Annotated in this window: 16 protein-coding genes; 11 read left to right on the top strand and 5 right to left on the bottom strand. The window is 71.6% G+C overall.

The features are described 5' to 3' along the window. Positions 1–150 precede the first annotated feature (150 nt). Entirely contained in the window at positions 151–843 is a 693-nt protein-coding gene (locus ADL22_RS16875; RefSeq protein ID WP_234430728.1) for a CPBP family intramembrane glutamic endopeptidase, read from the top strand. Positions 844–991: 148 nt separating this feature from the next. On the opposite strand, the gene ADL22_RS16870 is transcribed toward ADL22_RS16875, so the two are convergent. Next, positions 992–1,906, bottom strand: coding sequence for a LysR family transcriptional regulator (locus ADL22_RS16870; protein WP_066979514.1), 915 nt, complete (start codon positions 1,904–1,906; stop codon positions 992–994). A gap of 254 nt (positions 1,907–2,160) precedes the next feature. Here ADL22_RS16870 and ADL22_RS16865 point away from each other — a divergent pair, with 254 nt between their 5' ends. Then, a complete protein-coding gene (locus ADL22_RS16865; protein WP_079064208.1) occupies positions 2,161–2,547 on the top strand; it encodes a VOC family protein in 387 nt (128 codons plus the stop codon). A 192-nt stretch (positions 2,548–2,739) separates the two neighbouring features. Here ADL22_RS16865 and ADL22_RS16860 read toward each other — a convergent pair whose 3' ends face one another. Then, a complete protein-coding gene (locus tag ADL22_RS16860; RefSeq protein WP_079064190.1) occupies positions 2,740–3,318 on the bottom strand; it encodes a DoxX family protein in 579 nt (192 codons plus the stop codon). Positions 3,319–3,502: 184 nt separating this feature from the next. Then, the gene (locus ADL22_RS16855; protein ID WP_199836314.1) at positions 3,503–4,225 is read right to left on the bottom strand and encodes a helix-turn-helix transcriptional regulator; all 723 of its coding nucleotides are present in this window, start codon (positions 4,223–4,225) and stop codon (positions 3,503–3,505) included. Between the two features lie 318 nt (positions 4,226–4,543). On the opposite strand from ADL22_RS16855, the gene folE reads away from it, so the two are divergent. From folE to abc-f, 6 genes are all read left to right on the top strand, one after another. Then, a complete protein-coding gene (folE, locus tag ADL22_RS16850) occupies positions 4,544–5,218 on the top strand; it encodes a GTP cyclohydrolase I FolE (protein ID WP_079064189.1) in 675 nt (224 codons plus the stop codon). A gap of 115 nt (positions 5,219–5,333) precedes the next feature. Further along, positions 5,334–5,690: an arsenate reductase family protein gene (locus ADL22_RS16845; RefSeq protein WP_066979504.1), complete on the top strand. Its 357-nt coding sequence runs from the start codon at positions 5,334–5,336 to the stop codon at positions 5,688–5,690. Positions 5,691–5,992: 302 nt separating this feature from the next. After that, the gene (locus ADL22_RS16840) at positions 5,993–7,339 is read left to right on the top strand and encodes a (2,3-dihydroxybenzoyl)adenylate synthase (RefSeq protein ID WP_066979501.1); all 1,347 of its coding nucleotides are present in this window, start codon (positions 5,993–5,995) and stop codon (positions 7,337–7,339) included. Positions 7,340–7,361: 22 nt separating this feature from the next. Then, positions 7,362–8,066, top strand: coding sequence for a DUF6333 family protein (locus ADL22_RS16835; protein ID WP_066979499.1), 705 nt, complete (start codon positions 7,362–7,364; stop codon positions 8,064–8,066). A 108-nt stretch (positions 8,067–8,174) separates the two neighbouring features. Further along, positions 8,175–8,945, top strand: coding sequence for a maleylpyruvate isomerase N-terminal domain-containing protein (locus ADL22_RS16830; RefSeq protein WP_066979496.1), 771 nt, complete (start codon positions 8,175–8,177; stop codon positions 8,943–8,945). A gap of 290 nt (positions 8,946–9,235) precedes the next feature. Continuing rightward, entirely contained in the window at positions 9,236–10,876 is a 1,641-nt protein-coding gene (gene abc-f / locus ADL22_RS16825; protein WP_066979493.1) for a ribosomal protection-like ABC-F family protein, read from the top strand. A 12-nt stretch (positions 10,877–10,888) separates the two neighbouring features. Here the strand turns inward: abc-f and ADL22_RS16820 are convergent, their stop codons facing one another. Next, entirely contained in the window at positions 10,889–11,212 is a 324-nt protein-coding gene (locus tag ADL22_RS16820; RefSeq protein WP_066979490.1) for an ArsR/SmtB family transcription factor, read from the bottom strand. Positions 11,213–11,396: 184 nt separating this feature from the next. On the opposite strand from ADL22_RS16820, the gene ADL22_RS16815 reads away from it, so the two are divergent. Next, positions 11,397–11,720: a putative quinol monooxygenase gene (locus ADL22_RS16815; RefSeq protein ID WP_066979487.1), complete on the top strand. Its 324-nt coding sequence runs from the start codon at positions 11,397–11,399 to the stop codon at positions 11,718–11,720. A gap of 19 nt (positions 11,721–11,739) precedes the next feature. Here the strand turns inward: ADL22_RS16815 and ADL22_RS16810 are convergent, their stop codons facing one another. Continuing rightward, complete coding sequence (locus ADL22_RS16810) at positions 11,740–12,384, bottom strand: dihydrofolate reductase family protein (RefSeq protein WP_066979485.1); 645 nt, start codon at positions 12,382–12,384, stop codon at positions 11,740–11,742. A gap of 67 nt (positions 12,385–12,451) precedes the next feature. Here ADL22_RS16810 and ADL22_RS16805 point away from each other — a divergent pair, with 67 nt between their 5' ends. Both ADL22_RS16805 and helR read left to right on the top strand, forming a co-directional pair. Further along, positions 12,452–13,030: a winged helix-turn-helix transcriptional regulator gene (locus ADL22_RS16805; protein WP_079064188.1), complete on the top strand. Its 579-nt coding sequence runs from the start codon at positions 12,452–12,454 to the stop codon at positions 13,028–13,030. A 261-nt stretch (positions 13,031–13,291) separates the two neighbouring features. Next, positions 13,292–15,460 (top strand): RNA polymerase recycling motor ATPase HelR, encoded by a 2,169-nt coding sequence (gene helR, locus ADL22_RS16800; RefSeq protein ID WP_199836313.1) that lies wholly within the window; start codon positions 13,292–13,294, stop codon positions 15,458–15,460. Positions 15,461–15,471 lie beyond the last annotated feature (11 nt).

The raw sequence follows: 15,471 nt of genomic DNA, 5'->3' as shown, positions 1-15,471 counted from the left end.
ACGTCCATCGAAGGCACATCACGCCACCGCAAAGGTGTCGCCGCGTTCCTGGTCATAGCCTTCGGTGGCAGTTGGGCGTGGCTGTGGTGCGCGACGGTCGTCCTCGGCCTGTCGCCCGTCCACCCCCTGCTCCAGATACCGGTGGGCTGCATGCCTGGCATCGCGGGTGTGGTGGTACGGCGGTGGGTGACCCGCGAGGGCTTCGCCGATGCCGGGCTGAGGCCCCGGCTGAAGGCTGCCTGGCCCTACTACCTGGCCGCCTGGCTCGGCCCCCTCGCCCTCGCCCTGTGCACCCTCGGCCTCGCCGCCCTCCTCGGCGTGTGGCACCCACGGCTGTCCGGCGCCGCGGGCATCCTCCCCTCCACCGCAGACATACTGTCCGTGCTGGTCCTGATGGTGATCGCGCTGGTGCTCACCCCGCTGTACTGCGGCGAGGAGTTCGGCTGGACCAGCTATCTCCGGCCACGGCTCTTCGGCGGCGCACCCGTGCCGTCGTCCCTCGTCACCGGGCTGATCTGGGCGGTGTGGCACTTCCCCCTCGCCTTCATCGGCTATGTCGACTTCCCGAACGTGGTGCTGGGCCTGCTGATCTGGACCGTCTCCTTCCAACTCCAGGAGATCCTCCTGCTCTGGCTCTACACCCGCAGCGGCAGCATCTGGGTGGCCAGCCTGGCCCACGCCGGCAACAACATGGTGCTGTTCTTCCTGCTGGGCCACGTACTCGACGAGGGAGCCGGGCTCGGCCCGACCTGGCCCATGGCCCTCTCGGCAATCCCGATGGCCGCCCTCTGCCTGGCCATAGCGGCGACATCACGCCGCCGGTCGAGCGACGGGGGGCGGTGACGGCGGGCGGGGCGCCACCGCTGCGCCTTTTCCCGGTCCGGGATGAGCTGTCTCGACTGAGCCACCGCGTACCTGGACGATCTGGACCTGGCGCCGGACATCCTGATCGTGCGGCCGCGCATTCGTTGTTGACGGCAGTCGTGCCTGTTCACCGGGCGTTCGGCAGCGGGTTGGTGGCGGCGGTCGGTGCGGCGTCGGTCGCGGCGCTGACGAAGGCTCGTACGCGGGCTGTGGTGTTCGCCTCGGACCAGATCAGGCCCCGTTCGATGGGTTGGGCGTCGTGCAGGGGCACGTAGGCGAGGTCGGGGCGGGGGTAGTACCGGCGGGCGTGTTCGCCGACCGGGAGGACTCCTCTGCCCATGGCGACCAGGGTGAGCATTTCCGAGAACGAGCCGCCTACGGGCCCCTTCGGGACGGGTCTGCCCGACGGGGTGTGGTCCGGTGTGCGGTCCCGTTTGAAGGTCACGGAGGTCGCGTCCGGGTATTGGATCACGGGATGGTCCGCGAGGACTTCGAGCGATACCGACCGTTCACCGGCGAGCGGATGGCCGGCCGCCACCGCGAGCACCCTTGACTCCCGCAACAGCACCGGGCCGCGGGCCATCCCGTCGAAGGGGAAGGAGGCGAGGAGGATGTCGATCGAACCGTCCCGCAGGCTCGCGCGGGAGTTGGAGAGGTGGACCTCCCGTACCTCGACCCGGCAGTCGGGGTGGCGCTCGGTGAACAGGCTGACCGCTCTGAGCAGTACGGGTGCCGTGACCTCGCCGAGGAAAGCCACCCGCAGCTCTCCCGTAATACCGCGACTGGCGTCGGCCGCCCTGCGCAGTGCGTCGTCCATGGCGGCGGCCAAGGGCGCGAGATCCTCCGCCAGGCACCGCCCGACGTCGGTGAGCCGGACGGTACGGCTGGTGCGTTCGAACAGCGTCCCGCCGATCCGGCGCTCCAGTTGTTTGACCACTTGGCTGACGCGCCCGGTGGTGATCCCCAACCGCTCGGCGGTACGGCCGAAGTGCAGTTCCTCGGCGAGGGCCAGGAAGACCTCGGTTTCCAGGCGTTCCAGCATGCCGGCCCCACCCCACTCCCCCAGCGTTGAACGTGACTCAACGATCGTATCGGGATCATGGCTTGATGGCGCTGGTCCGGTGGCCGAGAGTGGGAGGTGTCGCAGGCGGCGCGGGTGGCGGTCGTCACCGCAGTCGCCGCCGTCGTCACCGCGGTCGCCATCGCCGTCGACTGTGCACGAGGGCGACGGCACCATGATCTGACCACCACCGGCCGGCTCCGCCGTGCCCTCTCTCTGGAAGTGAAGTGACCACTGTGCGCGTCAAGGCATTCGATCACCTGGTTCTCAACGTCGCCGATGTGGAACGGTCCCTGGAGTTCTACGCCGGGCTGCTCGGCCTGGAGCCGGTACGGGTCACCGAGTGGCGGGCGGGCGAGGTCTCCTTCCCGTCGGTCCGGGTCACGCCGGAGACCATCATCGACCTGGTCAGCCGGCCCCGGAACGAATCCAACGTCGACCACATCTGCCTCACCGTGGAACCGTTGGACTGGGACGAGGTCATCGCGTCGGGGACGTTCCACGTCCTTGAGGGTCCCGTGCAGCGGTTCGGTGCGCGAGGCGACGCGACGTCGGTGTACGTGCAGGATCCGGACGGCAACACCGTGGAGCTGCGGTGGTATCCGGAGGACGCGGCAGAGTGAGGGAGCCGCCGGTCAAGTGCCTGGGCCGGGGCTCGGCCCGGGACGGGACGGGGCGAGGCGGTGGGACGGGGCAGGTCCTGACCGAGCGCTGAGTGCCCAGCGCTGAGCGCGGAACTCCCCCGCCCCCGGGGCTCCCGGCTCCCCCATCCCCCCTCGGCGGTGCCGTGCCGCCTCGTACCACGTCACCGCCCCTCACAGGCTCAATGCGATCGCCGCGGTGATTCCGCCCAGGCCGGCGGCCACGGCGGCTCCCGGCCAGCCGCCCGCGCGCCAGGGGAAGAAGCGGTCAACGGACAGCCGGCCGGGGCCGATGGCGGCGACGGCCAGTGCGACGACGGCGATGCAGACGCTGTATTCCACACCGCCGTCCGTGTCCCACAGGCCGTGGGCCGCGGTGACGGTCACCATGGCATTGATCATGACGCCGATGAGGGCGGCGGCCGCGAGCGGTGTGAGGAGGCCGAGGGCCAGACCGAGGCCGCCGAGGAATTCCGAGAGGCCCCCGATCAGCGCGAAGAGTTTGCCGGGGTGGTAGCCGAGGGCCGCGAAACCGTCCGCTGTCCGGGTCAGGCCCCTGCCGCCGAGGATTCCGAAGAGTTTCTGCGAGCCGTGCCCGGCCATCAGGAGCCCGAAGGTCAGCCGGATGAGCAGGAGCCCCCAGTCCGAGGCGCAGGAGAGCGCCCGGGTGGGCCCCCGCGTCGATGTCGATGATGGTGTACGGGGTGGCGCCGGTGTGGGTGCCAGGAGGTGGGTGAGGCGCTTGGTAACCATCGGAGCGCTCCGGTCGTATCGGTCGCCGGACCGGTCCCGTGGTTGTCGCCCGCGGCCGCTCGGCGCCGCGGTACTGGCCTGGTCGTGTCGTGGTGACTGGTCGGTCAGTCGGAGCGCCGGGTGGCGTCGGTGACGTCCTCGGTCGGCAGCTCGGCGAAGTCGCTGTGGTGGCGGGGGCCGCGCATCATCCCGTCGCAGGGCCCAGCTGCACGCAGCATTCCCCGGGGCGCGGGGCGAGGACGGCCTCGACGCCGCTGACCTCCAGGCCCTCCAGATAGCCTGCGAGGAAGGCGTGGTTCATACCGCAGACCAGCTCGGGAGCCTTGGCCGCCAGGGGGTGGAACGGGCAGTTGCGCAGCCGGAGTTGGGTGGGGGTTTCGCGGACCGGCTCGAAACCGTGCTGGTCGAGCATCCGCTCGCAGACGCTCAGTCCACGTTCGGCGCCGAGGCGGCCGGGGCGGGACTGCTCCCGTTCCCGCTCGCCCAGTTCGCGACCGCGCCGGCCGGCTGTGCGCACGGCGGCGTGGGCCGCGGATTCGCCGTCGTCCTCGGTCAGGACGGCTTCCAGCAGGAGATCGGCCAGCAGCTCATGGCGGCGGTCGGGGATGCTGACGTGGAGGTGGCTGTCGGTGGGTTCGTAGACCTTGGGCTGACGGCCGACCTTGCGGATCCCGCCGGGTGATTCGTAGCGGGCGCGCAGCAGGCCGGCGTCCACCAGCTTGTCGAGGTGGAAGGCGGCGAGCTTGCGCGAGATGCCCACGCTGGCGGCGGCCTCGTCCCGGGTCACGGGGCGGCCCTGCCGTCGGATGAACGCGAACATCCGCCGCCGGGAGTCCTCCCCGAGGACGCTGAGGGACTCGATCGCCGCGTCGCCCACGGGAGGCTGCGGCGTTGCGTCAGGGGTCACATCTCCACGATAACGCGTATGCCGGTGGGTGCAACCGGCGAATGCCGTACGACTGTGCGGCCGCGACCTGGGCGTCTTGACGCCCGCCTTGAATAAGTCAAAGATTTGTTGGTGAAATGTGGAGGGGTACGGGAACGGAGCGGGCGGGCCGGAGCCGTGGCGATCGCCCGGTGTGCACTGTTCACCTCGGTGAGCACCGCTCTCGGCCGCTTCCGCCTGGGATATCCGCACCGGCCTCGGCATCCGCACCCGGGGACGCGCCCGCGCCCGCGTCCCCCTCGGCACCCTCATCAACCCCCAGCACCGGCGGTAATTGACATGTCCCAGCCTTCCGAGACTGCCCAGCCCTCCCACCCCGCCCGGCGCCCCGCGGTGAGCGCCCTGGAGACGGGGAGACCGATACCCGCCCAGCCGGCCCTGCGCGTCGTGCACGACACCGACGGCATCGACCTGGCCGCCGCCGAACGCGCCGCCGGGGAGTTCCTCAGGGCTCTCGGCATCAGCACCGATTCCGAGAGCCTGCAAGGCACCCCGGGGCGCATGGCCCGCGCCTACGCCGAGCTGTTCAGCCCCCGCCCGTTCGACCTGACCACCTTCCCCAACGACGAGGGCTACGACGAACTGGTCCTGGCCCGCAGCATCCCGGTGCGCTCGGTCTGCGAACACCATCTGCTGCCGTTCGTCGGCACCGCCCACGTCGGCTACCTGCCCGGCCGCCGCATCCTGGGCCTGTCGAAACTGGCCCGGGTGGTCGAGCACTTCGCGTGCCGTCCGCAGGTCCAGGAACGCCTCACCAAGCAGGTCGCCGACTGGCTCCAGACCCAGCTGGAGCCCAAGGGCGTGGGCGTCGTGATCGAGGCCGAACACACCTGTATGACCCTGCGCGGCGTCCAGGCAACCGGCTCCAGCACGCTCACCTCCACGCTGCTGGGCACATTGCGCAACGACGCCCGCTCACGCGGCGAATTCCTGGCCCTGGCCGGTCTCACCTGATTTCTCCAGCCCTGACAGCCACAGCCCAGTCGTAGTCCCAGCACAGTCACAGATATAGACACAGCCACTCCGCGAGGCCCCGCTTCGCCCATACCGAACGAAAGGCACCGACCCCATGGAAATCTGGATCAACCCCGCCTGCTCCAAGTGCAAGTCCGCCCTGTCGCTCCTGGACGCCGAACAGGCCCAGTACACGGTGCGGTACTACTTGGAGGAACCGCCGACCGTGGACGAGCTGGACGCCGTCCTCCGGCGCCTGGGCCTGGAGCCCTGGGACATCACCCGCCTCGGCGAGCCGGTCGCCGCCGAACTGGGCCTGGCGGCGTGGCCCCGCGAAGCCGCCGAACGCACCCGCTGGCTGGAGGCGCTGGCCGCCCACCCCGCCTTGATCCAGCGCCCGATCATCACCGCCGACGACGGAACGGCCGTACTGGGCCGCTCCCCGGAGGCGGTGCGGTCGGTCCTCCCGTAGCGCGGCCGTCCCGAGGGCGCGCCACCCACCCGCCATCCCCCCAGGTCAGCGGCGCCCGTTGGACTTTCCGCCGAGGGAGTCGGTGCTCCATGGTCGGGAAAGGGCATTGCGCGCAGGGGGGTGCGGACAGGTTGGATTGCTTCCGGATCGAGGCACCGGCGTACGGATCCAGGCACCGGCATGTCACGGATCCATGCACCGGCACACGGGTTCAGGCACCGGCGCAGAAGCGGGCCGGGTCCAGGCCCCGGCGCAGAAAGCACCGAAGGCACAAAACGCACCGAAGGAAGCGAAGGACACCCATGCTCGACGGCTGCACGCCCTGGCCAGAGGAGTTCGCCGACCGCTACTGGGCAGCCGGGCACTGGCGCGGCCATACGCTGGACAACCTGCTGCGCGGCTGGGCCCTGGAGTACGGACCGCGGACCGCGCTCGTGCACGGCGGCACCCGCCTGACCTACGCCAACCTCAACCGGCGCGTGGACCGCATGGCCGCCGGCTTCCATCTGCGCGGCCTCCGGCCCGGCCAACGCGTCATCGTCCAGCTTCCCAACGTCCCCGACCTCGTCATCACCGTCTTCGCCCTGATGCGGGTCGGCGCGATGCCCGTGTTCTGCCCGCTCCCGCACCGCGCCCCCGAGGTGTCGCACCTCGTGCGGACCACCGAAGCCGTCGGCTACGTCGGCCCCTCGGCGTCCGAGGGCTTCGACCCCATGGCGATGGCGGCGGGCATCGCCTCCCAAGGCCCGTTCCTGCGGCGGGTGTTCACCTACGAGCCGCCGGGCACGTCGTCCCCGTTCGGCGGCCTGACGACCGATCCGTCGGGCTGCCACTACTTCCCGCTGGGGTCGATCGACGCCCCGCCCGTGCCGGCGCAGGCACGGAGCGCGGACCAGGTGGCGTTCTTCCTGCTCTCCGCCAGTGCGGCCGAGGCGCCGCTGGGTACGGACGCGGCGCCGCTGCTCGTTCCGCGCACCCACAACGACTACGCCTACCAGGCGCGCGCCGCCGCCGAGTCGGTGTCGCTCACCGAGAACGACGTGTATCTCGCCGCGCACCCCGCCGAGTCCCCCTTCGCCTTGGGCTGCCCCGGCATCGTCGGCACCCTCTCCGCCGGCGGCACCGTCGTCCTGGCCGACAGCGCGGAACCCGCCGACTGCCTTCCGCTCATCGAACGCGAGCGGGTCACCCTCACCTCGCTGCCGCCCGCGGCGGCCCAGCGCTGGCTGGACGAACTGCCCACCATCGGGGCCGACTTGAGCAGTCTCCGTCTCGTTCAGATCGGCGGCGCGCCGTTGTCCCGGGCCACCGCCGAACGGATCGGCCCGGAGCTGGGGTGCCGTCTGCAACAGGTCTTCGGGATGGCCGAGGGGCTGGTCACGCTCACCCGGCCCGCCGATCCGGACGAGACCGTGCTCACCACGCAGGGCCGGCCGCTCTCGCCCGACGACGAGATCCGCGTTGCCGACGCCGACGGCAACGACGTGCCTGACGGGGAGCCCGGCGAACTCCTCGCCCGCGGCCCGTACACCGTACGAGGCTACTACCGCGCGCCCGACCGCAACGCCCGCGCCTTCACCAGCGACGGCTACTTCCGCACCGGCGCCACCGCACGGCGCACGCCGGACGGCAACGTGGTGGTGCGGTAACAGGCCGCCCTATCCTCCTCCCATGGCCGCCTTGCCCTACAGCTCCGCCATCCGGATCACGCGCGTCCATCCGCCCGTCCCGGCGGGTTACGACCGCCGCACCATCGCCCAGGCACCGGCCCACGACCCGGTACGCGCCCGGCGGGTCGTGAGCGAGCTGAGCACGGTCGCCGGGGTGGTGGAGGAGTGCGAGCCGATGCGCCGCCTCGACGTCGGCAGTCCGCGGACCGTGGCGGACTTGGACCGGGTGACCGTTGGCTGCTGGGGTGGCGCGGTGCAGATCACCGATCCCGCGTTCGGCGAGGACGGCATCACCACGCGGAATCTGGACAGCGCATTCGACGCGCAGGTCACGGACCATCCCGACGCCCGCGTCATCGGTGTCTGCGAGATGGATTTCTCCATGAGCTACGTGAAGTATCTGCTCCACGTCCCAGGCGTTCCGCCTGTCCGGGCGGACGGTTGGGACGGCACGGACGGCGGTATGGACCTCACCGGTGACCCCGTGCGGGTCCTCCACGCCATCGGAGTCCCGCCCGGGGATCCAGGCAACTCGCCGGTCTCCTTGGATGACCTCGAACGCTTCCTCTGGAGTGACTACGTGGACGTCGCCTCCTGCGGCCTGAACCAGCCCTTCGCCGACGAGAGCCTGATGGTCTCCGTCTTCAGGGTGCGGCGGTCCGAGGACATCCGGGACGCCATGGACGAGGTCTGGCATCGGGCGTGACCGGCCACGCGACGGCCGCGGCCGGCCGGACCTTCCCTCTCTCCCCTCCCGTTCCGCCAGACAGGTAGTCCGTGTTTTCGGCCGGGAGTGTCCGGATATCCGCCCTACATGATCGGCGCCCGAGTCCGCGACGTCCTGCCCGAGCTGGAAGCCTTCGCCCATGCGGTACAAGCGCGTCGGCCCGACGACGGTACGTGGTGCGAGGCGTGGACCGTCCGCGACGTCCTGATCCATCAGACCGGCAACGCCGAGGAACTCGCCCGGGTACTCCGGGCCCACCTGGAGGGCGAGCCGGTGGAGACCCGCGGTTTCCACCGCGAGGCGCCGTACCGGGCGTTGTCCGACGCCGAGCTGTGGTCGGCGTTCCTGGCCCGCTGCGAAGAGCTGACCGAGGTCACCGCGGCGGCCGAGCAGGATCTGCCGCCGGACACCGATGTGATGTGGACCGGGCGGCATGTCACGCCCCCCTTCTTCGCGGAGCACATGCGCGAGGAACTCATCCTGCACCGCTGGGATCTGACCGGGGACGACCACACGTCCAGGCAGGCGCTGAACGAGTCATGGATGACCGAGCACAGCGTGCGCTCGGTCGGCCGTCCGCTCCTGGCGCGGGGGTCGGCCGGCCTGGATCTCGGCCCGGACGGCCGGGTCGAAGGCCGTCTGCGCACGCCAGGCACCGATGACGTGGTGGTCACGGCGGACGCGCACGGGACCGGCGTCTCGTTCGCCGCGCCCGAGGGGCCGGCCACCATCGAGAGCGACGCGGCGGTACGGGTGCTGCTGCTGTGGGGGCGCCGCCCCGCCGATCCCGGACGCTGGCACAGCGACGCCGGCCCGGGCGCCCTGCGCGCGCTGCGCACCCTCCTGAGCGGCTACTGACCGGCCCGGCCGGGAGCCGGCCCCGCGCCGCCAGGCACACCCACTCATCGGCACACCGGCCCACCGGCGGCTGTTAAGCTGGAGCGGACGTTACCCGTTCGCTGAGGAGCCCAGACATGGTGGTGGACGACGACATCTCCGGGTGAGACCCGGACCCGACAGGCCACCGGCCGGTGCCCAGGAGCGCCGCCGCTGTGGTCTCACTGTCGTTGCCGCCGTCACTTTTCCCCATGTCTGTTGCCGGGGCAGAGGTGTCTCTTCCCTGCCCCCTCCCCCGCGAGGTCGCCTCCATGTCCGACGCCGCCATCGTCTGCTCGAACGTCTCCTTCGCCTGGTCCGACGGCACCCCCGTCTTCCAGGATCTTTCCTTCACCGCCGGCCCCGGCCGCACGGGTCTTGTCGCGCCGAACGGCTCCGGCAAGAGCACGCTGCTGCGGCTGATCGCCGGGGAACTGCGGCCCGGCGCCGGTTCGGTCACCGCGGCCGGCACCCTCGGCTACCTCCCACAGAACCTTCCTCTGACCGGCGACCTGACCGTCGCCGAGGTGCTGGGCGTCGCCGCCGTCATCCGCGCCCTGGACGCCGTCGAGAACGGCGACGTGAGCGAGGAGCACTTCGCCACCATCGGCGATGACTGGGACATCGAGGACCGCACCCGGGCCCAACTCGACCGCCTGGGACTGGCCGACGTCACCCTGGACCGGCGCCTGGGCACCCTCAGCGGCGGCCAGGTCATCACGCTCGGCCTCGCCGCGCAGCTGCTGAAGCGGCCCGATGTGCTGCTGCTCGACGAGCCCACCAACAACCTGGACACCGATGCCAGGCATACGCTCTACGCGGCGCTGGAGGACTTCAGCGGCTGCCTGCTGCTGGTCAGCCACGATCGCGCGCTGCTCGACCGGATGGACCGCATCGCCGAACTCGACCGCGGTGAACTGCGGTTCCACGGCGGGAACTTCACCGCGTACGAGGAGGCCGTCCGGGCCGAGCAGGAGGCCGCCGAGAAGAACGTCCGCACCGCCGAACAGCAGCTGAAGCGGGAGAAGCGGGAGCTGCAGCAGGCCCGCGAGCGCGCCGAGCGCCGGGCGAGCAACGCCGCCCGCAACCTCAAGAACGCCGGCCTCCCCAGGATCGTCGCGGGCGGTCTGAAGCGGAGCGCGCAGGAGTCCGCGGGCCGGGCGGGCCAGACACACGCCGGCCGGGTCAGCGAGGCCAGGGCCCGCCTGGACGAGGCCGAGCGGTCACTGCGCGACGAACAGCGCATCACCCTGGACCTGCCGGACACCCGCGTGCCCGCCGGCCGCACCCTCGTCCTCGGCGAGCGGCTGCGCGTCCGGCTCGGCGAGAAGGAGGTGTTCGCGGGCCGGGGCATCGATCTGACCATCCGGGGGCCGGAGCGCATCGCGCTGACGGGCGCCAACGGCGCCGGGAAGAGCACACTGCTGCGGCTGCTCAACGGCGATCTGGTCCCGGAGAGCGGCGAGATCAAGCGGGCCGACGGGCGCGTGGCCTACCTGTCCCAGCGGCTGGACCTGCTGGATCCGGACCGCACGGTCGCGGAGAACTTCGCCGCGTACGCCCCGGAGCGGCCGGAGGCCGAGCGGCTGACCCTGCTCGCCCGCTTCCTCTTCCGCGGCGCCCGTGCCCATCTGCCCGTCCGCGCGCTCTCCGGCGGGGAGCGGCTGCGCGCCACCCTGGCCTGCGTGCTGTGCGCGGAGCCGGCACCGCATCTGCTGCTGCTGGACGAGCCGACGAACAACCTCGACCTGGTGAGCGTCGGCCAGTTGGAGAGCGCCCTCGATTCCTACCAGGGGGCGTTCGTGGTGGTCAGCCACGACGAGCGGTTCCTCCGCGCGATCGGCGTGGAGCGGTGGCTGCGGCTGGCCGGCGGGGAGGTGCGGGAGATCGCGGGCCCGGAGGCGCAGGCATAGGCCGCGGCCCGCTCAGGCGTCCCGGGCCTCCTCGGCCGTGAGGAGGGCCAGCAGGCCCGGGAAGCGCTGCTCGATGTCGTCGCGGCGGAGGGTGGCCATGCGGCTGTTCCCCCGGTCGACCTGGCGGACCAGTCCGGCCTCGCGCAGCGTGCGGAAGTGATGGGTGACGGTCGCCTTGCTCACCGGCAGGGCGAAGGAACTGCAGGTACGCGCCTCGCCGTGCGGTCCGGCCGCCAGCTCCCGTACGACGCGCCGCCGCAGCGGGTCGGCCAGCGCGGCGAGCACCTTGCCCAGTTCCATCTCCGCGACCTCGGGGTGCCCCTCGTCGTCGGGCATCACCCTCACCTCCCAGGCATCAAGGCGTCTCACCATTAGGTACGGCTTGCATCGTACCTTGCGGGGCGCTAGCGTCCGCCAGGTACGAAGATCACCGTACCTAGGCACGTACGCCGAGGCGCGCCGACCGGCGTGCCTGTGCGCGCTCGACGACGCCCATCGAACGACACCCATCGGAGGCCCCATGGACCAGCCCTTCACCCTCGTCGGCACCGCCCGTCCCAAGCCCGAGCGGGCGGAGGAGCTGCGGCAGCTCCTCCTCTCGTTCGTCGAACCGACGCGCCAGGAGCCCGGCTGCCTGGAGTACCACTTCCACGAGGACCGGGACGCCCCCGGCGTCTTCGTCTTCTACGAGGCGTGGCGGAGCGAGGAGGACCTCAACGCCCATCTCGCCCTGCCCCACCTGCGGGATTTCTGGGAGCGGCGCATGGACTACCTGGAGCGCGACCTGGAGATCCGGTACCTCACCATGCACAGTCCGTACGAGGAGCGGGCCGGCCGCGCGTGAGGCGGCGCGCCGGCGGTGGTCACCGCCTCCAGAACAGGAGGTGGGTGACCCCGCTGGCGCTCGGCACCTTCTCCAGATGGAAGCGGTCGAGGAGTTCGTCGGGGCTTTCCCACAGCCGTTCGCCCCGGCCGAGGTCGACCGGCGCGACCGCGATGTGCAGGGTGTCGACCAGATCCGCTTCGAGGAATTCGCGGACCGTGGCGACGCCGCCGCCGAGCCGCACATCCCGGCCGCCGGCGGCCTCCTTGGCGCGGGCCAGCGCCTCGGCCGGGGTCGCGTCGAGGAAGTGGAAGGTGGTGTCCCCCAGGGTGAAGGAGGGGCGCTCGTGGTGGGTGAGGACGAAGACCGGCGCGTGGAACGGCGGGTTGTCGCCCCACCACCCCTTCCAGTCGTGGTTCTCCCAAGGGCCGCGCTGGGGGCCGAACTTGTTGCGGCCCATGATCTCGGCGCCCATGCCGCGGGCGTGGTCGCGGGTCAGGTAGTCGTCCAGGCCGCGCGTGCCGCCCGGGTCGGTGCGGTTCACCCAGCTCGCGGTGGCGCCCGCCCAGGAGAACAGGGCGGCGGGGTCCGCGTGGCCGAAGGGCCGTTCCAGGCTCTGCCCCTCACCGGACCCGAACCCGTCCCGCGACACATTGAAGCACTGCACTCTCAACAGCTGTGACATGCACCCTCCTTGGGGGCCGACCGCCGCTTCTGATTGCAATTCGCAACCGGTAGTACTCTACCGCCCCATGGACGCTCCGCAAGCAGTTCCGGCCGATGGCTTGCCTGGGTCGGCCGACCGCCTGTCCCGGCCGGCCGGCCGCCTGCCGGTGCCCGCCGGGAAGTCGGGCTGCCCGATCAACCTGACCATGGAGCTGCTGGGCGACCGGTGGAGCCTGGTCGTCCTGCGGGACGTGATGTTCGGCGGCTACCGGCACTACCGCGAGCTGCTCGGCCACTCGATGGAAGGCATCGCGTCGAACATCCTCGCCGCGCGCCTGGCGAAGCTCGTGGACGCGGGCCTGCTCACCCGGCACGACGATCCGAGCCACCGGCAGAAGATCGAGTACCGGCTCACCGAAGCGGCGATCCAACTCGTCCCGCTGATCGTGGATTTGGGCGCCTGGGGAGCCCGTTGGCTGCCGACCTCACCCGAGCTGTCGATCCGCGCCGAACTCCTCGCCCAAGGCGGTCCGGCGATGGCGGAACGGTTCATGGACGAGCTGCGCGCCATGCACCTCGAAGGCCGCCCGCAACGCCCCGACGGCGTGCTCGCCGAACTCACCCGGGCCTACGAAAGCGCCGCCGGGACGGCCCCGCGAGGGTAGACGGAACCCCACCGGCCGCGGGCAACAAAAAGGCAAGGGAGTCATCCTCTCCTTGCCATGTTCAAGATATAGCGCACTGGGGGGCTTGCGGCAAGGCCCCGGTGGTGCCGCAGAATCACCGACCGTAGCCAGAAACGCCTGGCGCGTCTTCCTCCCTACCGATCCGCACCTCGCCGTCCCCTCCCCTGGCCTTCTCCCCTCCCGATCCCCGGACGCCTTGCCGCGACGCGATGGGCCGCAAGCGGCCTCCCACCGGAGCTGATGTACGTGAATTCCCTGACCACCCACGCCTTCGACCTGCCCGGCCGCCTCGCCGCCAAGGCCGACCCGGCGCTGATCGCCGGTGACGAGCAGCACTTCGCGGCCATCGCGGACTGCCTTGAGCGGTCGATCGCCGAGCTGTCCGACCGCCTGGACGAGCTGCGCAGGTCACCCGGCGGTCTGGGCCGCCAGGCGATGGACCGGGACGCCGAGATCCACCGGCTGACCGCCCGCCTGCGGGCCCTGCGCCGGTTCGGGCTGGACCTGTGCCTGGGGCGCATGGTCGGCGCGGACCACCCCGAGCCCGTCTACATCGGGCGCCTCGGCCTCACCGACAGCGCGGGCCGCCGGCTGCTGGTGGACTGGCGCTCCCCCGCGGCCGAGCCGTTCTTCGGCGCCACCCACGCCAACCCGATGGGCCTGGCCAGCCGCCGCAGGTACCGCTGGACCGGCGGCCGGATCAGCGACTACTGGGACGAGGTGTTCACCGCGGACGCGTTCGCCGGGCATGCCGCGCTGGACGACCAGTCGGCGTTCATCGCCAGCCTGGGCAGCAGCCGGTCGCCGCGGATGCGGGACGTCCTCGGGACCATCCAGGCCGACCAGGACGCCATCATCCGGGCCGGGTCCCGCGGCGCGCTCGTCGTGGACGGCGGGCCGGGTACGGGCAAGACCGTCGTCGCCCTGCACCGCTCCGCCTACCTGCTCTACGCCGACCCGCGCTTCGGCAACCGCCGGGGCGGCGTCCTGTTCGTCGGCCCGCACCAGCCCTATCTGTCCTACGTCGCCGACGTCCTGCCCAGCCTGGGCGAGGAGGGCGTACAGACCTGCACCCTGCGGGATCTCGTGGCCGAGGGAGCCGGAGCGGGGCGCGAGACCGACCCGGAGGTGGCCCGTCTGAAGTCGTCCGCGCGGATGGCGCAGGCGATCGAGGCGGCCGTCCGCTTCTACGAGGAGCCGCCCGCCGAGGGGATGACCGTCACCACCGACTGGTCCGACGTCTGGCTGGACGCCGATGACTGGGCCGAGGCGTTCGACGCACCGGAACCAGGCACTCCGCACAACGAGGCACGCGAGCAGATCTGGGACGAACTGGTCACGATCCTGCTGGACAAGCTCGGCGCCGACGTCCCGCCCGACCTCTTCCGGCGGTCGCTGCGGCAGGACGAGGAGCTGGTCACCACCCTCAACCGCGCCTGGCCGCTGCTGGAGGCGGCCGATCTCGTGGGCGATCTGTGGACCGTACCCGCGTACCTGCGGAGGTGTGCGCCCTGGCTCAGCCGGGAGGAGATCCGCGCGCTCCAGCGCCCGGACGCGCAGGCATGGACGGTATCCGACCTGCCGCTGCTGGACGCGGCCCGGCAGCGGCTCGGCGACCCGGAGACGGCCCGGCGGAACGTCCGGCGCAAGGCCGCGGTGGCCGCCCAGCGCGCGCGGATGGCCGACGTGATCGACAACCTGGTCGCGGCCGACGCCGACGGTGAAGGCGCGGTGACCATGCTGCGCGGCCAGGACCTCCAGGAGCGGCTGATCGACGAGACCGCGCTGCCCGCTACCGACCCGGACCGGCTGGCCGGCCCGTTCGCGCACATCGTGGTGGACGAGGCGCAGGAACTCACCGACGCCGAATGGCAGATGCTGCTGCTCCGCTGCCCGTCCCGGAGCTTCACCATCGTCGGGGACCGCGCCCAGGCCAGGCACGGCTTCACCGAATCGTGGCAGGAGCGGCTGGCCCGGGTCGGGTTCGGCCAGGTCGCGGTGGCCGCGCTGACCGTCAACTACCGCACGCCGGAAGAGGTCATGGCGGAAGCCGCACCGGTCATCCGCGCCGCGCTCCCGGACGCCAACGTGCCGGCCTCCATCCGCAGCAGCGGCGTCCCCGTCCTGCGCGGCTCGGTCGCCGAGCGCGACGCGATCCTGGATGACTGGCTGGCCGGGCACGCGGAGGGCACCGCCTGCGTCATCGGCGATCCGGCGTTCCGGGAGACGGCCCGCGTCCGGTCCCTGTCCCCCGAGCTGGCGAAGGGCCTCGAATTCGACCTGGTCGTCCTCGTCGACCCGGACGCCTTCGGCGAGGGCGTGGCGGGGGCGGTGGACCGCTATGTGGCGATGACCCGCGCGACCCAGCGGCTCGTCGTCCTCACCAGCGGCGGACGCTCCGGTGCCTGACGTCTCAACGG

The organism is Streptomyces sp. NRRL F-4489, from assembly GCF_001509485.1.
GTDB lineage: Bacteria > Actinomycetota > Actinomycetes > Streptomycetales > Streptomycetaceae > Streptomyces.
The sequence above is the reverse complement of the archived record's forward strand: the minus strand, read 5'-3'. Positions and strand labels throughout refer to the sequence as shown.

Bases quoted from the DNA above. Each gene is read 5' to 3' on its own strand.
- ADL22_RS16820 (WP_066979490.1), bottom strand. From the start codon at position 11,212: ATGCCCGACGACGAGGGGCACCCCGAGGTCGCGGAGATGGAACTGGGC.
- abc-f (WP_066979493.1), top strand. From the start codon at position 9,236: ATGTCCGACGCCGCCATCGTCTGCTCGAACGTCTCCTTCGCCTGGTCC.
- helR (WP_199836313.1), top strand. From the start codon at position 13,292: ATGTACGTGAATTCCCTGACCACCCACGCCTTCGACCTGCCCGGCCGC.
- ADL22_RS16805 (WP_079064188.1), top strand. From the start codon at position 12,452: ATGGACGCTCCGCAAGCAGTTCCGGCCGATGGCTTGCCTGGGTCGGCC.
- ADL22_RS16830 (WP_066979496.1), top strand. From the start codon at position 8,175: ATGATCGGCGCCCGAGTCCGCGACGTCCTGCCCGAGCTGGAAGCCTTC.
- ADL22_RS16840 (WP_066979501.1), top strand. From the start codon at position 5,993: ATGCTCGACGGCTGCACGCCCTGGCCAGAGGAGTTCGCCGACCGCTAC.
- ADL22_RS16815 (WP_066979487.1), top strand. From the start codon at position 11,397: ATGGACCAGCCCTTCACCCTCGTCGGCACCGCCCGTCCCAAGCCCGAG.
- ADL22_RS16845 (WP_066979504.1), top strand. From the start codon at position 5,334: ATGGAAATCTGGATCAACCCCGCCTGCTCCAAGTGCAAGTCCGCCCTG.
- ADL22_RS16870 (WP_066979514.1), bottom strand. From the start codon at position 1,906: ATGCTGGAACGCCTGGAAACCGAGGTCTTCCTGGCCCTCGCCGAGGAA.
- ADL22_RS16810 (WP_066979485.1), bottom strand. From the start codon at position 12,384: ATGTCACAGCTGTTGAGAGTGCAGTGCTTCAATGTGTCGCGGGACGGG.
- ADL22_RS16835 (WP_066979499.1), top strand. From the start codon at position 7,362: ATGGCCGCCTTGCCCTACAGCTCCGCCATCCGGATCACGCGCGTCCAT.
- ADL22_RS16860 (WP_079064190.1), bottom strand. From the start codon at position 3,318: ATGGTTACCAAGCGCCTCACCCACCTCCTGGCACCCACACCGGCGCCA.
- folE (WP_079064189.1), top strand. From the start codon at position 4,544: ATGTCCCAGCCTTCCGAGACTGCCCAGCCCTCCCACCCCGCCCGGCGC.
- ADL22_RS16875 (WP_234430728.1), top strand. From the start codon at position 151: ATGCCTGGCATCGCGGGTGTGGTGGTACGGCGGTGGGTGACCCGCGAG.